Source organism: Thermanaeromonas toyohensis ToBE (assembly GCF_900176005.1).
Lineage (GTDB): Bacteria > Bacillota > DSM-521 > Neomoorellales > Neomoorellaceae > Thermanaeromonas > Thermanaeromonas toyohensis.
In genome coordinates this window covers 2,229,704-2,246,869 of sequence record NZ_LT838272.1, presented here as the reverse complement: position 1 = coordinate 2,246,869, position 17,166 = coordinate 2,229,704, and the positions used below count along the sequence as shown (strand labels likewise).

The window sequence follows — 17,166 nt, the reverse complement described above, 5'->3', positions numbered from 1 at the left end:
GAAGCTCCAGAAAATAAAGCGAAAGGAGAAATTGCACGTGAGCCGTACGAGCCCCTACTGGGTCAGGATCAGTACCGCTGCTGCCATCACCTTGGGATTTGCTAAAGGGTCTTTTCACCGTGAGGCCAGGCTTCGGGGCCTAAACCTTCTTTTGACTTACAATGAGCGTTGCGCCGGTCGCTGCGCCTATTGCGGTCTGGCCGGCAATAGGCAGTCGGTTACGGACCCATCATTCATCCGGGTCGATTGGCCTGTTGTTTCCCTGGAGCAGGTAATTGCCCGGGTTAAAGCCGACGGTCGGGGGTTGGAAAGGGTGTGCGTGGCCATGCAGACCCACCGGCGCGCCTTACCGGACCTACTGTATATTGCCGGCCGCATGAGAGAAGAGACTAACCTTTTGGTCAGCGCCCTCATAACTCCTACTTGTGTGGGAAGGAAAGAGCTTGAAGATCTCAAGGCCGCCGGTGTAGATATGGTAGGCATCGCCATAGACTGTGCCACAAAGGAGCTTTTTGAGGCTTTCCGGGGAAGGGGAGTAAGGGGTCCGCACCGCTGGGAGCGGTACTGGGTAGGTGTGGAAGAGGCAGTTGCTGTTTTCGGTCCAGGGCGCGTAGGGATTCACCTGATTGTAGGGCTGGGGGAAACAGAATATGAGCTGGTAGGCGCCATCCAGCGAGCCCAGGACCTGGGCGCCCGTACCCATCTTTTCAGCTTTTTCCCCGAACCGGGGAGCCTTATGCAAGGACACAGGCCGCCTTCTCTGGGGCGGTACCGCCGAATTCAGCTCGCCCGTTACCTCATCAACGAGGGCCTGGCGAGGCTCGAAGGCATGCGCTTTAATTCTGCGGGGCGCCTTGTGGACTTCGGGATAGGGGAAGGGCTGCTGGAGGAGGTTATAAGTACAGGCGTACCCTTCATGACCTCAGGTTGTCCCGGTAAGGATGGACGTACCGTCGCCTGCAACCGTCCTTACGGTAACGAGCGGCCGTCCGGATTCATACGCAATTTCCCCTTCCCACCCGAGGAACGGGATCTGTTCCTCATCCGTAGACAATTGTGGGCGTAGAGGCCTTGGCCCTAAAGGCTACAGCTTATAACTTCGTAAGAAAAACGCGGAAAGGGGAAAAGCGAGCTGACAGTGGGATCTGAACTACGCCAACTTTTGGCCGAGCTTATTTACCTGCCCCTTAAAGAGATCCTTGCCGCTGCTTGGCGTGTCCGCGAGACGAATTTCCCCCCAGAACTAGTGGTAGCCGTTCCTGGGGCCAAATACTTCGATAACGGCTTTTTCCGGAATAACAGGTATATGTTTCCAGCGATCAGCCTCACCGGTACTAAGTGTGAACTCCAGTGTCTCCACTGCCGGGGGAAGATCCTGGAGGATATGTACCATGTATCCTCTCCCGGAGAGCTTGTCGAACTGGGGGAGCGGTTAACCGAACGGGGATGTATGGGTTTACTGGTGAGCGGCGGGTCCGACCTTGGAGGAAGGGTTCCGCTTACAGCGTTTTTGGAGGCCTTCTCTAAATTAAAAGATATGGGGTTAACGGTTGTAGTCCATACTGGGTTTGTCGACCCAGCAACTGCAGCGGCCCTGAAATCTTCTGGTATCGATCGGGTTCTGGTAGATATCATCGGTGATGACGAGACTGCCCGTAGTGTCTGTGGGGTCGCCCAGGGAGCAGCTCCCTACTGGAACACCTTAGATGTCCTTCTTGAGCAGGGGCTCAAGGTTATTCCCCACGTGATCCTGGGCCTGTACTTTGGAAGGCTAAAGGGAGAGTTAGAGGCGGTATGCGGGGTTTTGAACCGAGGCCTCAAGGATCTAGTTTTTGTGGTGCTCAAACCCCTTCCTGGAACTCCCATGGAGGAGGTTACTCCCCCAGAACCGGCTTCCGCCATAAAGGTAGTGGCCGCTGCCAGGATTACCGCACCGGAAGCTAATTTGCGTCTGGGTTGCGCCAGGCCCGGTGGATTGTATGCAGAGCGCGTGGAGACTTATGCACTTTTGGCCGGAGTTAACGCCGTGGCCTACCCTTCAGCACCAGTTTTGCGATTAGCCGAAAGAAGGGGGCTTAAAGTTGTCTATCGCGATATCTGCTGCTGTCTGGCCTAAAGATAGGAGGAGCCCAGAGTGGAATAAATACATATAATGCAACAGGCGATTGAACTGCGAAGGGAGATGTAGTTTAATGGATTCTATTAACCTTGCAACTTACACCCAAGGCCTCCTTAGAGAAGCTATTTTAAGCGGTTCGGCCAATAACTTGTGTAACAATTTACACCTCTGGGTCGATAAAATACGTGTTTTTCTTAATTATGCTGATGCCGGCGTAGAAACGTTAAATAATATTGTTAACGTGACTAGGGAAAATCTAGCCCACGCAGTAGGTTTACCATTGACCCCAGGGGGCAATGCAGCAGTATCCTTAACCCTACCTGCCTCTTCCTTTAAACTTTTCTGGGACCTCATCCGCACACCTGAATTTCAACAGTTTTTTGGTCGCCTGTTAGCCCAGCTTTTGCAACCACCTAAAACGGAAGGCTCCAGTTAAATTTAGGGTTCCTCTAAAAGGGTTTTTGCAGGGAAGCCAGCTTCCTATAAAAGGTTTCTTTTAGCTAAAGGGAGGAGAGGTAGGTGAGGTTTTGTGTACCTTAAAAATACCGTGCCTGATATTCGTTCTTTACAATTTATAATTAACATTTTAGACTTGTTAGGAGCCTTGCTTTTTTTAGTATCTGCAATTTTAGCCTTCTTCGTTCCTGTACCGGTGCCGGCCCCAGAAAAACAAAGCTTCCAGTGAGGATGGCTAATCACTAAAAGAGGATAGCCCCAATGGCTCGGGGCTATCCTCTTTAGACTTCCTTATTTTACTGCATTGAGCGGGAAAATGAAGAATAGGAAAATAAAGGGGATGAAGATAATAATTAAGAGGAAGAAGATCCACCAGAAAAAGTCAGGGCTTTGAGTCATAAATTAGTAGACCCCCTTAAATATTAATCTTTCAGGGCATTAGCCCTTTTCTAGTTCTAGGCTATGCTATAATCCTCTAAATGGTTACTCTTGGATCTACCTCTCTCAAAAGCCCATACCAGTCTACCATGTACAGCCAGGAAGGCCTTTTGCTTACAAAAATCTTTTTACCAGGAGGATTTCTCCTTTGCTCGTCGAATTAGTATAATAGCACCCGTAAAAAATTTAAAATACACATAATACTTCCGAGTTGTCTTCTCCCACGGGGAGGGGCAAACGATAGGGTCGGGGAGCAATCCCTAGGCCTGCCATTGGGCAAAGGAAGGTAGGGAGGTAAAACAGGGCATGAAATTTTTTGTGCGGGTAAAATGACCGAGGGAACAGTAAAGTTTGAAGAAGTGCCGGAAAAGTATAAAAACATGGGCGGACGCTGGTTGACCTCTAGCCTCATCTCAGACGAAGTACCGGCCACCTGTCACCCTCTAGGCCCCAATAACAAATTGATCTTTGCTCCGGGCATAGTAACAGGTACTGCTGCACCCTGTTCCGGGCGCATATCTGTTGGTGGCAAATCTCCCTTGACCAGCGGTATTAAAGAAGCCAATGCGGGGACACCTGCGGCCCAAAGTTTAGCCAAGATGGGCATCAAAGCCATAATAGTGGAGGGGCAGCCCAAGGAGAAAGATAGCTTCTTTATCTTGCGCCTTACCAAGGACGGTGGGAGCCTTGAGCCGGCCGGGGATCTGGTGGGCATAGGGCTTTATGAATTCGCCAGACGCATAAAGGAAAGGTTTGGCAAGGTAGACTTCGTTGCCACAGGCCCCACCGGGGAGAAGCGCATGGCCATGTCCGGCGTATGCTTTAACGATAAAGACGGCCGTCCCTGCCGTTATGCTGGTCGCGGGGGCCTGGGGGCGGTGATGGGAGCGAAAGGACTTAAAGCGATTATAATTGATGACACTGGTGCCCCAGGAGTAAATATTGCCGACCCGGATCTTTTCAAGACTGGGCAGCGGAAACTAGTGGAAGCCTTAAAGGAACACGGAGTAACCAAACCTGGCGGTACCCTCAACAGCTATGGCACGGCAGCCCTCATCAACGTTTTAAACGAAGCCGGGGGGCTACCCACCCGCAATTTTAGCGCAGGTCGTTTTGAAGGAGCAAACAAGATTGCAGGCGAAACAATTGCGGAGATTATCAAACAAAGAAATGGTAGTGGCACCACGGGACATCCCTGCCATCCCGGCTGCATCATCCAGTGCGGTAATGTTTGGGCCAGGCCCGATGGATCAGAACACGTATCCTGCTTGGAATATGAATCCGTCTGGGCTTTAGGAGCTAACTGCGGCATAGATGATATAGATGCCGTAGCTGAGCTGGTATGGATATGTAACGATAGCGGCTTAGACACCATTGAAGCCGGCGTAACCCTAGGAGTAGCTATGGAGGCAGGACTAATAAAATTTGGAGATGCCCAGGGCGCCATAAACCTGTTGAAAGAATGCGCCAAGGGCACACCACTAGGACACATAATCGGCAACGGTGCTGCCTTTACCGGCAAAGCCTTTGGCGTAACCCGGGTTCCTACAGTAAAAGGGCAAGGGATGCCGGCTTATGAACCGCGGGCCGTTAAAGGCGTAGGTATTACTTACATGACCTCTACTATGGGCGCTGACCATACTGCGGGTTACACCGTAGCTCCAGAAATTCTCTCTGTAGGCGGGAAGGTTGACCCGTTAACATCGGGGGGTAAAGCAGAGCTATCCAGGAACTTCCAAGCTACCACAGCCTTCCTAGACAGCACGGGTTACTGCCTCTTTATCTCCTTTGCCATCCTGGACATTCCCACAGGATTCGAAGGCATGATAGAGACCTGCAACGGGGTTTTGGGTAGTAAATGGACAGCAGATGATGTAGCTTCCATAGGCAAAGAGATCCTAAAGATAGAGCGGGCCTTCAACGAAGCTGCAGGTTTCACAAAAGCCCATGACCGGCCGCCCGAGTTTATGCGGTATGAGCCCTTGCCGCCCCACAATCATGTTTACGATGTACCCGATGAAGAGCTGGACAAAGTATTTGCTGAACTCTAAGATAGGACAACATAAAAGAATAGCAGGGCTGCTAAGGGCAGCCCTGCTATTCTTAAGGAGGCCTCTAAAGGTGAGCATCAATATTAAAGTACGCCTTTATGCCACCCTCAATAAGTACAATCCTACCGGACCTAATACTCAAGAATTTGCTTTAAAAATTGAACCCGGCACCAGCCTATTTAAGGTATACGAAATACTGGGAATACCTCCGGAGGAAATAAAGCAGGCCTTTGTAAACGGCAGAAGGGTGGAACCTGAGTATATATTAAAGGACAATGATGAAATAGGTATTTTCCCTCCTATAGCCGGGGGTTGAAAGTGGAGGATTGTCCTAGGGTTGGAGGACAAGGGCTCCTTCCAGGGTAAGAAGTTTTTCTTTTATATCCAGCCCCCCACCGAAGCCCCGCAAATCACCCCGGGAGCCAATTACGCGGTGGCAGGGAACGATTATACCCACCGGATTGCTTCCTACTGCCCTACCTACCGCCCGGGCGGCCCGGGGCCGGCCTAGGGCTTTAGCTAATTCTCCGTAGCTTTTAGTGGTACCGTAAGGAATTTGGCATAGGGCTTGCCATACTGCGAGCTGGAAGGGTGTTCCCTGCAAGTCCAAGGGCAAGTCGAAGGCCTGGCGCCGGCGGGAGAAGTATTCCTGTAGCTGCTGGAATACTTCCCGTGCCACACCAGGCTTTTCTTTTATAGTAGCCCCAGGAAAAGTAGTTTTAAGGGAGCCGATAATCTCTTCTATAGGTTCATTAGGGAAGGCGAGGCGGCATAAGCCTGCCGGGCTTATTACCGCTGTAAGAGGGCCTAGGGGAGAAGCACCCCTTTCCCAGTAGAGTACAGGGCCAGCGCTGGAAGACATAGGCTGCTCATCCTCTCTTATGGAGTACCCGCTTTTAGTATACTACCTCTTCTGGTGAAGAACTAGTTTTGTAGTCAGAGTGGAATAGAGATGAATGATTCCTAGTTTCAAGCGAAGAGGAAGGGAAAAATAAAGAGAAAGAGGAAGAAGAAGCGTTGACGGGCATTGATTGGGGTCGGTATAATGTAAGCACTAATGCAGGAACTTAACCCAAGTAGTTCCTAGGGGCGGTAAATTGGTGAGATTGCAGAAATATCTGGCCCAGGCGGGAGTAGCCTCCAGACGCCGGGCTGAAGAGCTTATACGGGCTGGCCGGGTGAAAGTAAACGGAGAGACGGTCATTGCTATGGGGTTCAAAGTAGAGCCAGGCCGGGACGTGGTGGAAGTAGATGGGAAAAAGGTTGAGCTGAGGCCCCAAAAGGTTTACTATCTCCTTTACAAGCCGGCTGGTTATGTTAGTACTGCCCGTGATCCCCAAGGACGCCCTAAGGTTATTGACCTGCTGCACGGTGTAAAAGAAAGGGTATACCCGGTAGGTCGCCTGGATTACGCCACCGAAGGATTGCTTCTGTTAACCAACGATGGAGATCTTACCCTAAGGTTAACTCACCCCCGTTATGGAGTTCCCAAAACCTATGAGGCTCTGGTAGAGGGAATACCAGATGTCCAAGACTTATGCCGCCTCACTAAAGGTGTTAAATTGGAAGACGGGTGGACTTCGCCGGCTGAAGTTAAGCTTTTGTGGGCCCGCAGGGGTAAAGCGTTACTGGAGCTAACTTTACGGGAAGGACGCAAACGCGAGGTGCGCCGTATGTGTGCAGCAGTGGGGCATCCGGTTATAAAACTTAAAAGGACCAAAATAGCTTTTTTAACTCTGGAAGGATTGAAACCCGGGGAATACCGGGAGCTGACAAAAGAGGAGGTGGAGCATCTTTACAGGTTAACGGGTTTGAAGGAAAGCTAGTCTGGCCTGTGAGTTTGCAAGATAGTTAGCGATTGGCTTTGCCAGTGAAGAACCTACAGGAAAAGAGAAGCTTCTACAGGAAAGAAGAGAGAATCTTAGGGGAAGCAGGTGGTAGTGTTGCCGGGGCTCAAACAGGGGCTAGTACAAGTCTATACTGGAGAGGGAAAAGGAAAGACTACAGCTGCCTTTGGCTTGGCTTTGCGGGCTGCAGGTCACGGTCTAAAGGTAGTTATTGTCCAGTTCATGAAGACAGCCCGTTATGGAGAACATAAGGCTTTACAATATCTAGCACCATATGTGCTGGTGAAAGCCTTTGGTCGTCCGGGCTTTATCCACCGGGGCGGAGTACAGCCGGAGGATTTTGAACAAGCTCATCAAGCCCTCTCTTTCGCTCGGGAGATTATGCTTAAAGGAGAAGCTGATGTGCTTATTTTAGATGAAATTAACAATGCCCTTTATTTCGGCCTCTTAGAGGAACAGGAGGTCCTAAATTTTCTAAAGGAACGCCCGCCCCAAGTAGAAGTTGTGCTTACGGGACGCCATGCGCCTCCTTCTATTATAGAAGCAGCTGATCTCGTTACCGAGATGCGCCCCATAAAGCATCCCTATGAAAAAGGGATACCTGCTAGGCAAGGTATAGAATTTTAAAGGCTTTTTTCCACATTTAGAAGGAGTTTAGCTTTCCAGTGCGAATAACTAAGTTTAAACCCGTAAATTCTTGGTAGCAGGAGGTGAAATCCTGGCACTCCTTTGCAAGTGACCAGGGAAGAAGTGGCAGTAATTTATTACGACAAGGATGCTGATTTGAACGTACTTAAAGGTAAAAAGATTGCTGTCATGGGTTATGGTAGCCAGGGACATGCCCAGGCCCAGAATTTAAAAGATAGCGGGATAGATGTAGTAGTAGGATTGCGTAAAGGTAGTAAGTCCTGGGCTGCGGCCGAAGAAGCGGGGTTAACCGTCAAGACAGTGAGTGAGGCGGCAGAGGAAGCAGATATCATCCAGATCCTTTTACCTGATGAAGTACAGCCTCGAGTTTACCGGGAAGAAATAGCTCCTTCTTTGCGTCCTGGAAAAGCTATTATGTTTTCCCATGGTTTTAACATTCATTACCATCAGATAGTGCCCCCAGAGTATGTAGATGTACTTATGGTGGCTCCTAAAGGCCCGGGTCATCTGGTACGGCGTATGTACGTGGAGGGTAAAGGCGTACCGGCCCTTTTGGCTATCCACCAGGATGCCTCAGGTAAGGCCAAGGAGATTGGTTTAGCTTATGCCAAAGCTATAGGGGCTACTAGGGCTGGCGTTATCGAAACTACTTTTAAGGAGGAGACGGAAACCGATCTTTTTGGCGAGCAGGCTGTCCTTTGTGGTGGATGTACGGCCCTTATCAAAGCCGGGTTTGAAACCCTGGTGGAAGCAGGTTACCAGCCTGAAATAGCTTATTTTGAATGTCTTAATGAACTCAAACTTATAGTAGACATGATGTATGAAGGCGGCATAAAGTACATGCGCTTCTCCATAAGCGATACCGCAGAGTATGGCGACCTCACCCGGGGCCCGCGGATAATCGACGACCACGTGAGGGCCACCATGAAACAACTTTTGAAGGAAATCCAGGACGGCACCTTTGCCAGGGAGTGGATCCTGGAAAATCAAGCTGGCCGGCCTGTATTCAATGCTTTACGCCAGCGGGAGCGTGAGCATTTGATCGAAAGGGTAGGCGACCGTTTACGGGAGATGATGCCTTGGCTTAAGAAGGAGAAGTAAGAAGGGGTATTAAGATATCCAAATAGAAGGGGGCATTAAGCCCCCAATTTTATTTCCGCTTTATAAATTATCTCTGCCTTACAGAAGTTGCAAAGCAGCCCTCAAGCCCTATTTAACCGTTTTAATAGGACGATTTCTCCTTCTTGGGTGGTTAAGCGATCATCAAGCTTTTTAATGTCTTCCCAGACAAAATGCAGTTCGGTCCTGATTTTTTTAGTATCTTTTTTAACATTAGCTACTACTTTTTCTAATTTATGGATACCTTGTTCTAAACTCGTGAGCCTGGAGGCAATAGTTTCTTGTCCCTGTTCTAAGGCTACAAGCCTAGAGGTCATAGTTTCTTGTCCCTGTTCTAAAGCTGTGAGCCTGGAGGTCATAGTTTCTTGTCCCTGTTCTAAGGCTACAAGCCTGGAGGTCATAGCCTCTTGATCTTGTTGTACAGCTGTGAGCTGGGAGGTGATAGTTTCCTGTCCCTGTTCTAAGACCGTGAGCCGGGAGGCTATACTTTTCTGCCCCTGTTCTAGGCTTTCGACTCGCCCATTAAGCATCTGCAGCTCGTTTAAAATTTGTTTAAGAATCTCTTCCAAGGCTTCCCCTCCCCACGTGCAGGGTGCTCTGTTCAAATCCAACCTATCCATACAATAGCATATTTTCTAAAGCTCGCCAATACTTTAGGGGTGGCATTATAAAACGCTAGATCCCAAGCGTAACCTATGATATATTCTTACTTAAAGCTACAGGACTCAAAAGGCGGTGTAGCTTATGGGGTATGGAAGCAGGCAGGTAGCGGCTGTAGCCATACGCATGGCCCTCTCGGAAAGCAGGGAAGAAGAGCACAGGCTAAAAACAGAGTTTGCCGCCAAGGGTATACGTGCGGCGGCAGTAGATTGCGGTGGTGAATTTATCAGCTCTGTTCAAAAGATAGTGGAGCGGGCTGTGGTGGCGGCCAAGAGGGAAGGCGTTATCCGCGAGGTACATGCGGAGGAAGGGGCGGTAGCCGGTGCTACCCGGGAAGCCTTGTCCCAGCTCATGCCTAAGGCTTTAGGCCTTAACGTGGGAGGGAAAATAGGTATTGCCCGTTACCAAGACCATATTAGCGTAGCTGTCTTCCTCGGTATTGGGCTTTTACACTTGGATGAAGTAGGCATTGGCTTAGGGCACCGTGCGGTTTCCTGAAGCATCAGCAATTATTGCGCCTGGGGGAAGTAAATGAAATCTTTTGGTAAAAAGGTAGTACGGTAGGAAGGTGAGTTACTATGGAGGAACTAAGGGTTAGAGGTATTAGGGGTGCTATTTCAGTAGAAAAAAATGAGGCTGGGGAAATACTTCGTAGTACGGGGCAGCTTTTGCAGGAAATAATGAAGATTAATCAGTTAGAAGAAAGCGATATAATAAGTGCCTTTTTCACCGTGACTCCTGATTTAAACGCTGCCTTTCCTGCAGAAGCCGCCCGGCGGCTAGGTTGGAAGGAAGTAGCTTTACTATGTGCTACAGAGATACCGGTACCGGGAAGTCTCCCAGGTATAGTCAGAGTGTTAATCCATGCCTATTGTAAAACTCCACCTCAACATGTGTATTTGGGCCGGGCGGCCCTCTTAAGGCCCGATCTAGAGTAAAACTGGTTAGCAAAAAATTATTGACACTAACTAAGCTTATATGTTAAGGTAAAGGCAAGAAATGGCTTCCTTTAGAGGGGCAAGCTATTAAGGGAAAACCATATTAAGCTTAGCTGAGACGAGCTTAAGTAGAGGAGAGGGGAGCTGGAGATGAGCCAGGCTAGGTACGGGCAGCAAGCCGGTGCTCATTCGAGCGCTGGCTTTTTTGGTCTTCGGGGGTGGCGGTATATTATCCCGCTCTGGGAGGAAGTCCTAGCGGATACCGAAACCCCTGTTTCTTTATACCTTAAGCTGGGTGTCGCCCCTTACAGCTATCTCCTGGAAAGTGTAGAAGGAGGAGAAAAGTTAGGCCGCTACTCCTTCATAGGTTTGGATCCCCTTTTAGTTTTCCGATGCCGCGGGTTTACCTGTACAATCTGGCAAGAGGGCAAGGAGGAGACCTTTACTGATCCCTTAGGAACTTTAAAGGAATTGTTGCAGGAGCTACAAATCTCCCATTATCCGTCTGATTTACCGCGCTTTTTCGGAGGACTGGTAGGTTATTTCAGTTATGACTTTGTTCGCTATCTGGAGAGAATTCCAATAACAGGTAAAAATGATCTTCAACTCCCCGAAGCATATTTGGTGTTAAACCGCGTTCTTCTTATTTATGACCATGTCCAGCGCACCGTAAAGGTGGTTTGCTTGGCTCGGCATGACGATCCCAAGGATAGAAGCATAGCTCAAGAGCGCTTAAATAAAATTTTGCGCTTCTTAAACGCTCCTCCCAAACTTCATCTTGAGGAAGAAGTTACCTATCGCTGGAGTAGGCAAAGTAACCTTATTTCTAATATGACTCCCCAGGAGTTTATGACCAAGGTAGGGAAAATTAAAGACTATATTGCCGCTGGTGACTGCATCCAGGTAGTGCTTTCTCAACGATTAGAGCTTCCTTTCCAGGGTAACCCTTTTGGGGTGTACCGTCGTTTACGATCCATCAATCCCTCCCCGTACATGTTTTACCTCCATTTTCCGGAGGTTAAGCTCGTGGGTTCTTCTCCTGAAATGCTGGTCAGAGTGGAAGATGGATTAGTAGAAACTCGTCCTATAGCTGGGACCCGGCGGCGGGGAAGGGATCTTTTAGAAGATCAAAAATTAGCTCAGGAACTCCAAGCTAATGAAAAGGAACGCGCCGAGCATCTGATGCTCCTTGATCTAGGGCGCAACGATATTGGTAGGGTAGCAGTTCCGGGAAGCGTACAAGTTCCCCAATTTATGACAGTAGAGTATTATTCCCACGTGATGCATCTGGTATCTAGCGTTACCGGGCGGCTTGCTCCTGGGAAGACAGCTTTAGATGCTTTCCTAGCCTGTTTCCCGGCGGGGACTGTATCAGGGGCTCCCAAGGTAAGGGCTATGGAGATAATTGCAGAGCTAGAACCCACCTTAAGGGGACCTTATGCCGGTGCCGTAGGCTACTTGGGGTTGAACGGGAACCTGGATACTTGTATCGCCATCCGTACCATCATCTTTACAGGGGGCAAAGCCTTTGTTCAAACCGGAGCAGGGATCGTAGCTGATTCGGTACCTGAAGCCGAATACCAGGAAACCTTAAACAAGGCCCGGGCCCTGCTCAAAGCCCTTGAGAACAAGGAAACTGCCAGGCTTAAAGGAGAGAATAAAGATGCTGCTTATGATCGATAACTACGATTCCTTCACTTATAACCTGGTCCAGTACTTTGGCGAGCTGGGTCAAGAGGTTATTGTAAAACGTAACGATGCCGTTACTTTGGAAGAGATCGAGGAGCTTAAACCAAGATACCTTGTTATTTCCCCAGGGCCTTGTACACCTAATGAAGCAGGAATTTCTTTAGCGGCCATTCAGCGCTTTGCTGGCCGGATACCTATTTTAGGTGTCTGCTTAGGACACCAGTGCATCGGCCAGGCCTTTGGAGGAAGGGTGGTGAGGGCGAAACGTCTTATGCATGGGAAGACTTCCCCTATTTTCCACGACGGCCATACCATTTTTCGAGGGCTAAAAAATCCCTTTATCGCCACTCGCTACCATTCACTGATTGTAGAGGAAGAATCCCTTCCTGATTGCTTGGAAATTAGTGCCCGAAGCGATCAGGGTGAAGTAATGGCCATCAGGCACCGGGAATTACCAGTAGAAGGTGTACAGTTTCACCCGGAATCTATACTTACCGAGGAAGGGAAAAGGCTGTTAGCCAACTTCCTGGCTTTGGCTTAAAAAGCCAGAGGCGGGTGAAAAGATCTAGAAAGGGGAGAAAAGGTACCCAGCATGTTAAAGGAATATATTCAAAAAGTGGTAAATGGTTTTTCTTTATCAGAATCTGAAGCCGCCCAGGCCATGGAAATAATTATGAGCGGCCAGGCTACTCCAGCTCAAATAGGATCTTTTTTAACAGCCTTGCGTTTAAAGGGCGAGACAGTAGAAGAGATCACGGGTTTTGCACGCACCATGCGCCGATTCGCCGTACCCCTTAAGGGGAGGGAGGAGGCGGTGGATACCTGCGGTACAGGTGGAGATGGCCGGCATACTTTTAACATATCAACTGCGGCGGCTTTTGTGGTAGCCGGTGCCGGAGTCCCGGTGGCCAAGCATGGAAACCGGTCTGTATCCAGCCGGGCTGGCAGTGCCGATGTGTTAGAAGCCTTGGGGGTCCGCATAGATTTGCCTCCAGCTGGGGTGGAGGCCTGCCTTAAAGAGGTAGGCATAGGTTTTCTTTTTGCTCCCACCTTCCACCAGGCTATGAAACATGCTGCCGGGCCCCGGCGAGAAATTGGCATCCGCACAGTCTTCAACTTGCTAGGCCCCCTTACCAACCCGGCCGGTGCCCATTATCAGCTGGTTGGAGTATATGCACCCCATCTTACCGAAACGTTAGCTGCCGTGCTCAGCCGTTTGGGCTGCCGCCGAGCCTTCGTAGTCCATGGCAGCGATGGCTTAGATGAAGTAACCATTACTGGGCCTACCAGGATTACCCGGGTAGAAAATGGGACCCTGGAAACCTTCGAGTTTTCTCCCCAAGAAGTGGGTATTCACCCTGTACCCCTGACTGAATTGATAGGAGGTACTGCGGAAGATAACGCGCAGATTATCCGGAAGGTGTTAAAGGGCCAATCCGGCCCGGCACGGGATATAGTACTTCTTAATGCAGCCTTTGCCCTGATGGCTGCCGGGAGGGCAAATTCGGTACAAGAGGGATTAAAGCGGGCGGCGGAAAGCGTAGATTCCGGGGCGGCGGCCAGGAAACTTGAGGCACTAGCTAATTTCACCCAAAGCTGGGCAGCCTGATGCTGGACAAAATTTTGGAACATAAACGCCGAGAAGTAGAAGCCGCCCGGGAAGCCTGGCCCCTGGCCGAAGTAGAAAAGTTGTGCCAGAGCTTACCCGCCACCAGGGATTTCGCTGGTGCCTTGCGGGTTTTTAAGCCTCCTGCCCTCATCGCTGAGCTTAAAAAAGCCTCCCCTTCTCGCGGTATCCTTAGAGCTAATTTCCATCCTCAGGAATTAGCCCAAATTTATACTCGTGCTGGTGCCGCTGCCCTTTCAGTATTAACCGATGAAAGATTTTTCCAGGGCCATCCCCAATATATTCGGCTAGTCCGCCAGGCCAGCCCTCTTCCAGTTTTAAGAAAGGATTTTATTATTGATGCATATCAGGTATGGGTTTCCCGTGTCCTCGGAGCTGATGCTATTCTTTTAATTGTAGGTGCCTTGGAACAAGAACAGCTGAAAGAATACTTAAAGTTAGCCTCCCGGTTGGGTCTTTCTGCCCTAGTAGAAACCCATACTGGGGAAGAAATTGAACGGGCCCTTATGGCTGGGGCTAAAATTATAGGGATAAACAACCGGAATTTAAGGACTTTGAGAGTCGAGCTGCGGACTACTTTAGAACTTCGCCCCTTGATACCTCGGGGCATCCTAGTAGTAAGCGAAAGCGGCATAAGAACCCGGGAAGACGTCTTAACCTTAAGGCGAGCCGGCGTGGATGCTCTTTTAGTAGGCGAAGCTTTTATGGTAGCTGAAGACATAGAAGGGAAGGTCAAGGAGCTTTTCGGTATAGGGGGAGATGCGTACTTTGGTAAGGGTTAAGATCTGCGGCATTCGCAGCCTAGAGGAAGCATGGGCCGCTTTAGATGCCGGTGCCCATGCCCTGGGTTTTGTTTTCGCCCCCAGTAAGCGGCGCATCGAGCCTGAAACGGCCCGGGAAATTATAAAGAAGCTACCCCCTTTTATCACTGCCGTAGGTGTATTTGTAAACGAACCCCGCTCGAGGCTTTTGGAAATAGCTAGCTTTTGCCGTCTTCATGTTTTGCAGCTCCATGGAGAGGAGTCACCAGACTACTGCCGTAGTTTGGCTTATCCTCTAATTAAGGCTATAAGAGTGAGGGATATCCGGGTTCTAGAACTTATCCCCAGGTACCCTGTAGAAGCTATCTTGCTGGATACTTATGTACCTGGCTGTCCCGGGGGTACCGGGCAAACATTCAACTGGGAGATCGCTCAAGAAGCGGTGGGCATGGGGCGCCCCCTTATCTTAGCCGGAGGATTGACCCCAGAGAATGTGGGAGAAGCTATACAGAAGGTCCGGCCCTATGCTGTAGATGTAAGTAGTGGTGTAGAAACGGATGGGCGAAAGGACCCTATGAAAATTGCTCGTTTTATAGAAGCTGTGGTCAAGGCGAGCCAAGGGCAAAAATTCTGCCCGCAAAGGAAATTTTAGGTTGGTTGGAGGTTTACGGAGGAGGTAAAACGGTGAATTGGCCTGATGCTAGGGGACGTTTTGGCCCCTTTGGTGGCCGGTTTGTCCCGGAAACCCTAGTGCCGGCCCTTAAAGAATTAGAAGAAGCTTATCTTAAAGCCCGGGAGGATAAAGCCTTTCAGGAACAGTTAAGCCATTACCTAAAACAATACGCTGGTCGCCCTACTCCCTTGTATTTTGCCCGTAATCTTACCCGCTATTGGGGCGGGGCTCAAATCTATCTTAAACGCGAAGATTTAAACCACACCGGTTCCCACAAGCTCAATAACGCCTTGGGCCAGGCCTTGTTGGCCCTCAGAATGGGAAAAAAGCGTATAATCGCCGAGACAGGAGCTGGGCAACATGGAGTAGCCACTGCTACTGTGGCGGCCCTCCTGGGGCTAGAATGCGAGATATATATGGGGGCAGAAGACTGCCAGCGCCAGGCTTTAAATGTTTTCCGGATGGAGCTTCTAGGTGCCAAGGTACATCCGGTACACAGCGGCACGGCCACCTTAAAGGACGCCATTAATGAGGCTCTACGTGATTGGGTCACCAATGTGCGGAACACATATTACTTACTGGGCTCGGTAGTGGGGCCTCACCCATACCCCATGATGGTCCGCGACTTCCAGGCCGTCATCGGCCGGGAAGTACGGGAACAGATTATCCTTGAATGCGGGAGACTCCCCGATCACCTGGTGGCTTGTGTAGGTGGCGGTAGCAATGCCATGGGACTTTTCTACCCCTTTTTAGAGGAAGAAAAAGTTAAACTTTGGGGTGCTGAAGCAGGCGGCAAAGGCTTAGAAACAGGACAGCACGCTGCCACCTTGACAGCGGGGGTGCCTGGAGTCCTCCAGGGATCCTATAGCTATCTATTACAGGATGAGGCAGGTCAAGTGCTTCCTGCTTATTCGATAGCTGCCGGCCTGGACCATCCCGGCGTAGGACCTGAGCACAGTTACCTTAAGGAAACCGGCCGGGCTACTTACCAGGCTATAACAGACCAAGAAGCCCTGGAAGCCTTTAAGCTTTTATGCCGTACTGAGGGGATTTTACCAGCTCTAGAGAGCGCCCACGCCATCGCCCTGGCGGGCAAGCTGGCACCTAGATTAAACCCTAATGAAATTATGGTGATAAACCTTTCGGGCCGCGGGGACAAAGACGTGCAGCAGGTTGCCAACCTTTTAGGTGGTTTGGTGGCATGACAGAAAATGGGGGAAAAGATATGGGAGGGGACAGATTGTACGGTTCTTTCCGCCAGGGTAAGAAAGCTTTAATTGTCTATGTCTGTGCCGGGGATCCTTCCCTGGAAGCCACCTTGGAGGCGGTTTGTGCCATAGCCCGAGCAGGAGCAGATATCGTAGAGCTAGGGGTGCCCTTTTCGGATCCTTTGGCTGACGGACCCGTAATCCAGGCGGCCAGCCAACGGGCCCTTGCCCGCGGGACCACCCTGGCCCGTGTCCTGGAGCTGACTTATAACTTGCGGCGGAAAGTACAGGTGCCTCTAATATTGATGAGCTATTACAATCCCCTCCTGCGTTATGGCCTGGCCAGGTTCGCCCAGGACCTAGCAGGAGCTGGAGGGGACGGGGTGATCGTTCCCGATCTCCCTTACGAGGAATCCGGTCCTTTGAAAACTTCCCTTAAAGAAAAGGGATTAGCCCTTATACCTTTGGTAGCTCCTACCACTCCAGATGAGCGTTTGCGTGAGATTGCCCGCCACGCGTCAGGTTTCATCTATTGTGTATCCCTTACTGGTGTTACGGGGCCCCGGGAGGAGTTACCACCCGATCTACCGGAATACTTAGCCCGGGTTAGGAAGGCTACTTCCTTACCTTTAGCCATCGGCTTCGGGATAAGCACTCCTAAGCAGGCCCAATTGCTGGCCCCTTTAGGGGATGGTATTGTGGTAGGTAGCGTTATAGTAGAGACCTTAGCCAAGGGGGGTATAAAAGAGGCCACTAGCCTGGTACAGGCCATGCGTAAAGCCCTTGATAACGCTGATTAAAACTTAAGAACCGCTAAAAACCCTTGCCAGGAAGAAATACCTTATGCTATAGTTTAGAGTGAGCTTAATAAAAAATAGTAGCATGGTAGGAGCAGGTAGGATTAATTTTAAGCGTGTATTACGTGTATTAGC

19 protein-coding genes are annotated in these 17,166 nt (G+C 50.1%); 17 read left to right on the top strand and 2 right to left on the bottom strand.

Annotated features, from left to right (window positions below; all coding sequences use genetic code 11):
• Positions 1-37: 37 nt before the first annotated feature.
• From B9A14_RS11625 to B9A14_RS17480, 5 genes are all read left to right on the top strand, one after another.
• Positions 38-1,066 (top strand): radical SAM protein, encoded by a 1,029-nt coding sequence (locus B9A14_RS11625; protein ID WP_157109945.1) that lies wholly within the window; start codon positions 38-40, stop codon positions 1,064-1,066.
• Positions 1,067-1,138: 72 nt separating this feature from the next.
• On the top strand, positions 1,139-2,116 hold the full coding sequence (locus B9A14_RS11620) for a radical SAM protein (protein WP_084665846.1): 978 nt from the start codon (positions 1,139-1,141) through the stop codon (positions 2,114-2,116).
• A gap of 76 nt (positions 2,117-2,192) precedes the next feature.
• Complete coding sequence (locus B9A14_RS11615; protein ID WP_084665845.1) at positions 2,193-2,555, top strand: hypothetical protein; 363 nt, start codon at positions 2,193-2,195, stop codon at positions 2,553-2,555.
• Positions 2,556-3,342: 787 nt separating this feature from the next.
• Complete coding sequence (locus B9A14_RS11610) at positions 3,343-5,064, top strand: aldehyde ferredoxin oxidoreductase family protein (RefSeq protein WP_084665844.1); 1,722 nt, start codon at positions 3,343-3,345, stop codon at positions 5,062-5,064.
• A 70-nt stretch (positions 5,065-5,134) separates the two neighbouring features.
• Positions 5,135-5,380: a MoaD/ThiS family protein gene (locus B9A14_RS17480; RefSeq protein ID WP_172839142.1), complete on the top strand. Its 246-nt coding sequence runs from the start codon at positions 5,135-5,137 to the stop codon at positions 5,378-5,380.
• Positions 5,381-5,395: 15 nt separating this feature from the next.
• Here the strand turns inward: B9A14_RS17480 and B9A14_RS11600 are convergent, their stop codons facing one another.
• Positions 5,396-5,926, bottom strand: coding sequence for a methylated-DNA--[protein]-cysteine S-methyltransferase (locus tag B9A14_RS11600; protein ID WP_084665842.1), 531 nt, complete (start codon positions 5,924-5,926; stop codon positions 5,396-5,398).
• 235 nt (positions 5,927-6,161) lie between these two features.
• Here B9A14_RS11600 and B9A14_RS11595 point away from each other — a divergent pair, with 235 nt between their 5' ends.
• The 3 genes from B9A14_RS11595 (at position 6,162) to ilvC (ending at position 8,660) form a co-directional block, all read left to right on the top strand.
• The gene (locus B9A14_RS11595) at positions 6,162-6,890 is read left to right on the top strand and encodes a pseudouridine synthase (protein WP_084665841.1); all 729 of its coding nucleotides are present in this window, start codon (positions 6,162-6,164) and stop codon (positions 6,888-6,890) included.
• Positions 6,891-7,007: 117 nt separating this feature from the next.
• Entirely contained in the window at positions 7,008-7,538 is a 531-nt protein-coding gene (gene cobO / locus B9A14_RS11590; RefSeq protein ID WP_084667128.1) for a cob(I)yrinic acid a,c-diamide adenosyltransferase, read from the top strand.
• Between the two features lie 123 nt (positions 7,539-7,661).
• Complete coding sequence (gene ilvC / locus B9A14_RS11585; RefSeq protein WP_084667127.1) at positions 7,662-8,660, top strand: ketol-acid reductoisomerase; 999 nt, start codon at positions 7,662-7,664, stop codon at positions 8,658-8,660.
• A 101-nt stretch (positions 8,661-8,761) separates the two neighbouring features.
• On the opposite strand, the gene B9A14_RS11580 is transcribed toward ilvC, so the two are convergent.
• Complete coding sequence (locus B9A14_RS11580; protein ID WP_157109944.1) at positions 8,762-9,298, bottom strand: hydrolase; 537 nt, start codon at positions 9,296-9,298, stop codon at positions 8,762-8,764.
• A 124-nt stretch (positions 9,299-9,422) separates the two neighbouring features.
• Here B9A14_RS11580 and B9A14_RS11575 point away from each other — a divergent pair, with 124 nt between their 5' ends.
• From B9A14_RS11575 to trpA, 9 genes are all read left to right on the top strand, one after another.
• Positions 9,423-9,836: a HutP family protein gene (locus B9A14_RS11575; protein WP_084665839.1), complete on the top strand. Its 414-nt coding sequence runs from the start codon at positions 9,423-9,425 to the stop codon at positions 9,834-9,836.
• 80 nt (positions 9,837-9,916) lie between these two features.
• A complete protein-coding gene (gene aroH, locus B9A14_RS11570; RefSeq protein WP_084665838.1) occupies positions 9,917-10,276 on the top strand; it encodes a chorismate mutase in 360 nt (119 codons plus the stop codon).
• 150 nt (positions 10,277-10,426) lie between these two features.
• Positions 10,427-11,959 carry an anthranilate synthase component I gene (trpE, locus tag B9A14_RS11565; protein WP_084665837.1) on the top strand — a complete coding sequence of 511 codons (1,533 nt, stop codon included), beginning with the start codon at positions 10,427-10,429 and terminating at the stop codon, positions 11,957-11,959.
• Entirely contained in the window at positions 11,940-12,506 is a 567-nt protein-coding gene (gene pabA, locus B9A14_RS11560; protein WP_084665836.1) for an aminodeoxychorismate/anthranilate synthase component II, read from the top strand. Before trpE ends, pabA begins: the two co-directional genes overlap by 20 nt.
• 51 nt (positions 12,507-12,557) lie before the next feature.
• Positions 12,558-13,574 (top strand): anthranilate phosphoribosyltransferase, encoded by a 1,017-nt coding sequence (trpD, locus tag B9A14_RS11555; protein ID WP_084665835.1) that lies wholly within the window; start codon positions 12,558-12,560, stop codon positions 13,572-13,574.
• On the top strand, positions 13,574-14,374 hold the full coding sequence (gene trpC, locus B9A14_RS11550) for an indole-3-glycerol phosphate synthase TrpC (protein ID WP_084665834.1): 801 nt from the start codon (positions 13,574-13,576) through the stop codon (positions 14,372-14,374). Before trpD ends, trpC begins: the two co-directional genes overlap by 1 nt.
• Positions 14,361-15,005, top strand: a complete 645-nt coding sequence (locus B9A14_RS11545; RefSeq protein WP_084665833.1) for a phosphoribosylanthranilate isomerase — start codon at positions 14,361-14,363, stop codon at positions 15,003-15,005. The genes trpC and B9A14_RS11545 overlap by 14 nt, the downstream gene beginning before the upstream one ends.
• 32 nt (positions 15,006-15,037) lie before the next feature.
• On the top strand, positions 15,038-16,231 hold the full coding sequence (gene trpB / locus B9A14_RS11540) for a tryptophan synthase subunit beta (RefSeq protein ID WP_084665832.1): 1,194 nt from the start codon (positions 15,038-15,040) through the stop codon (positions 16,229-16,231).
• Positions 16,228-17,034 (top strand): tryptophan synthase subunit alpha, encoded by an 807-nt coding sequence (gene trpA / locus B9A14_RS11535; RefSeq protein ID WP_231967722.1) that lies wholly within the window; start codon positions 16,228-16,230, stop codon positions 17,032-17,034. The genes trpB and trpA overlap by 4 nt, the downstream gene beginning before the upstream one ends.
• The last annotated feature ends 132 nt before the right edge of the window (positions 17,035-17,166 follow it).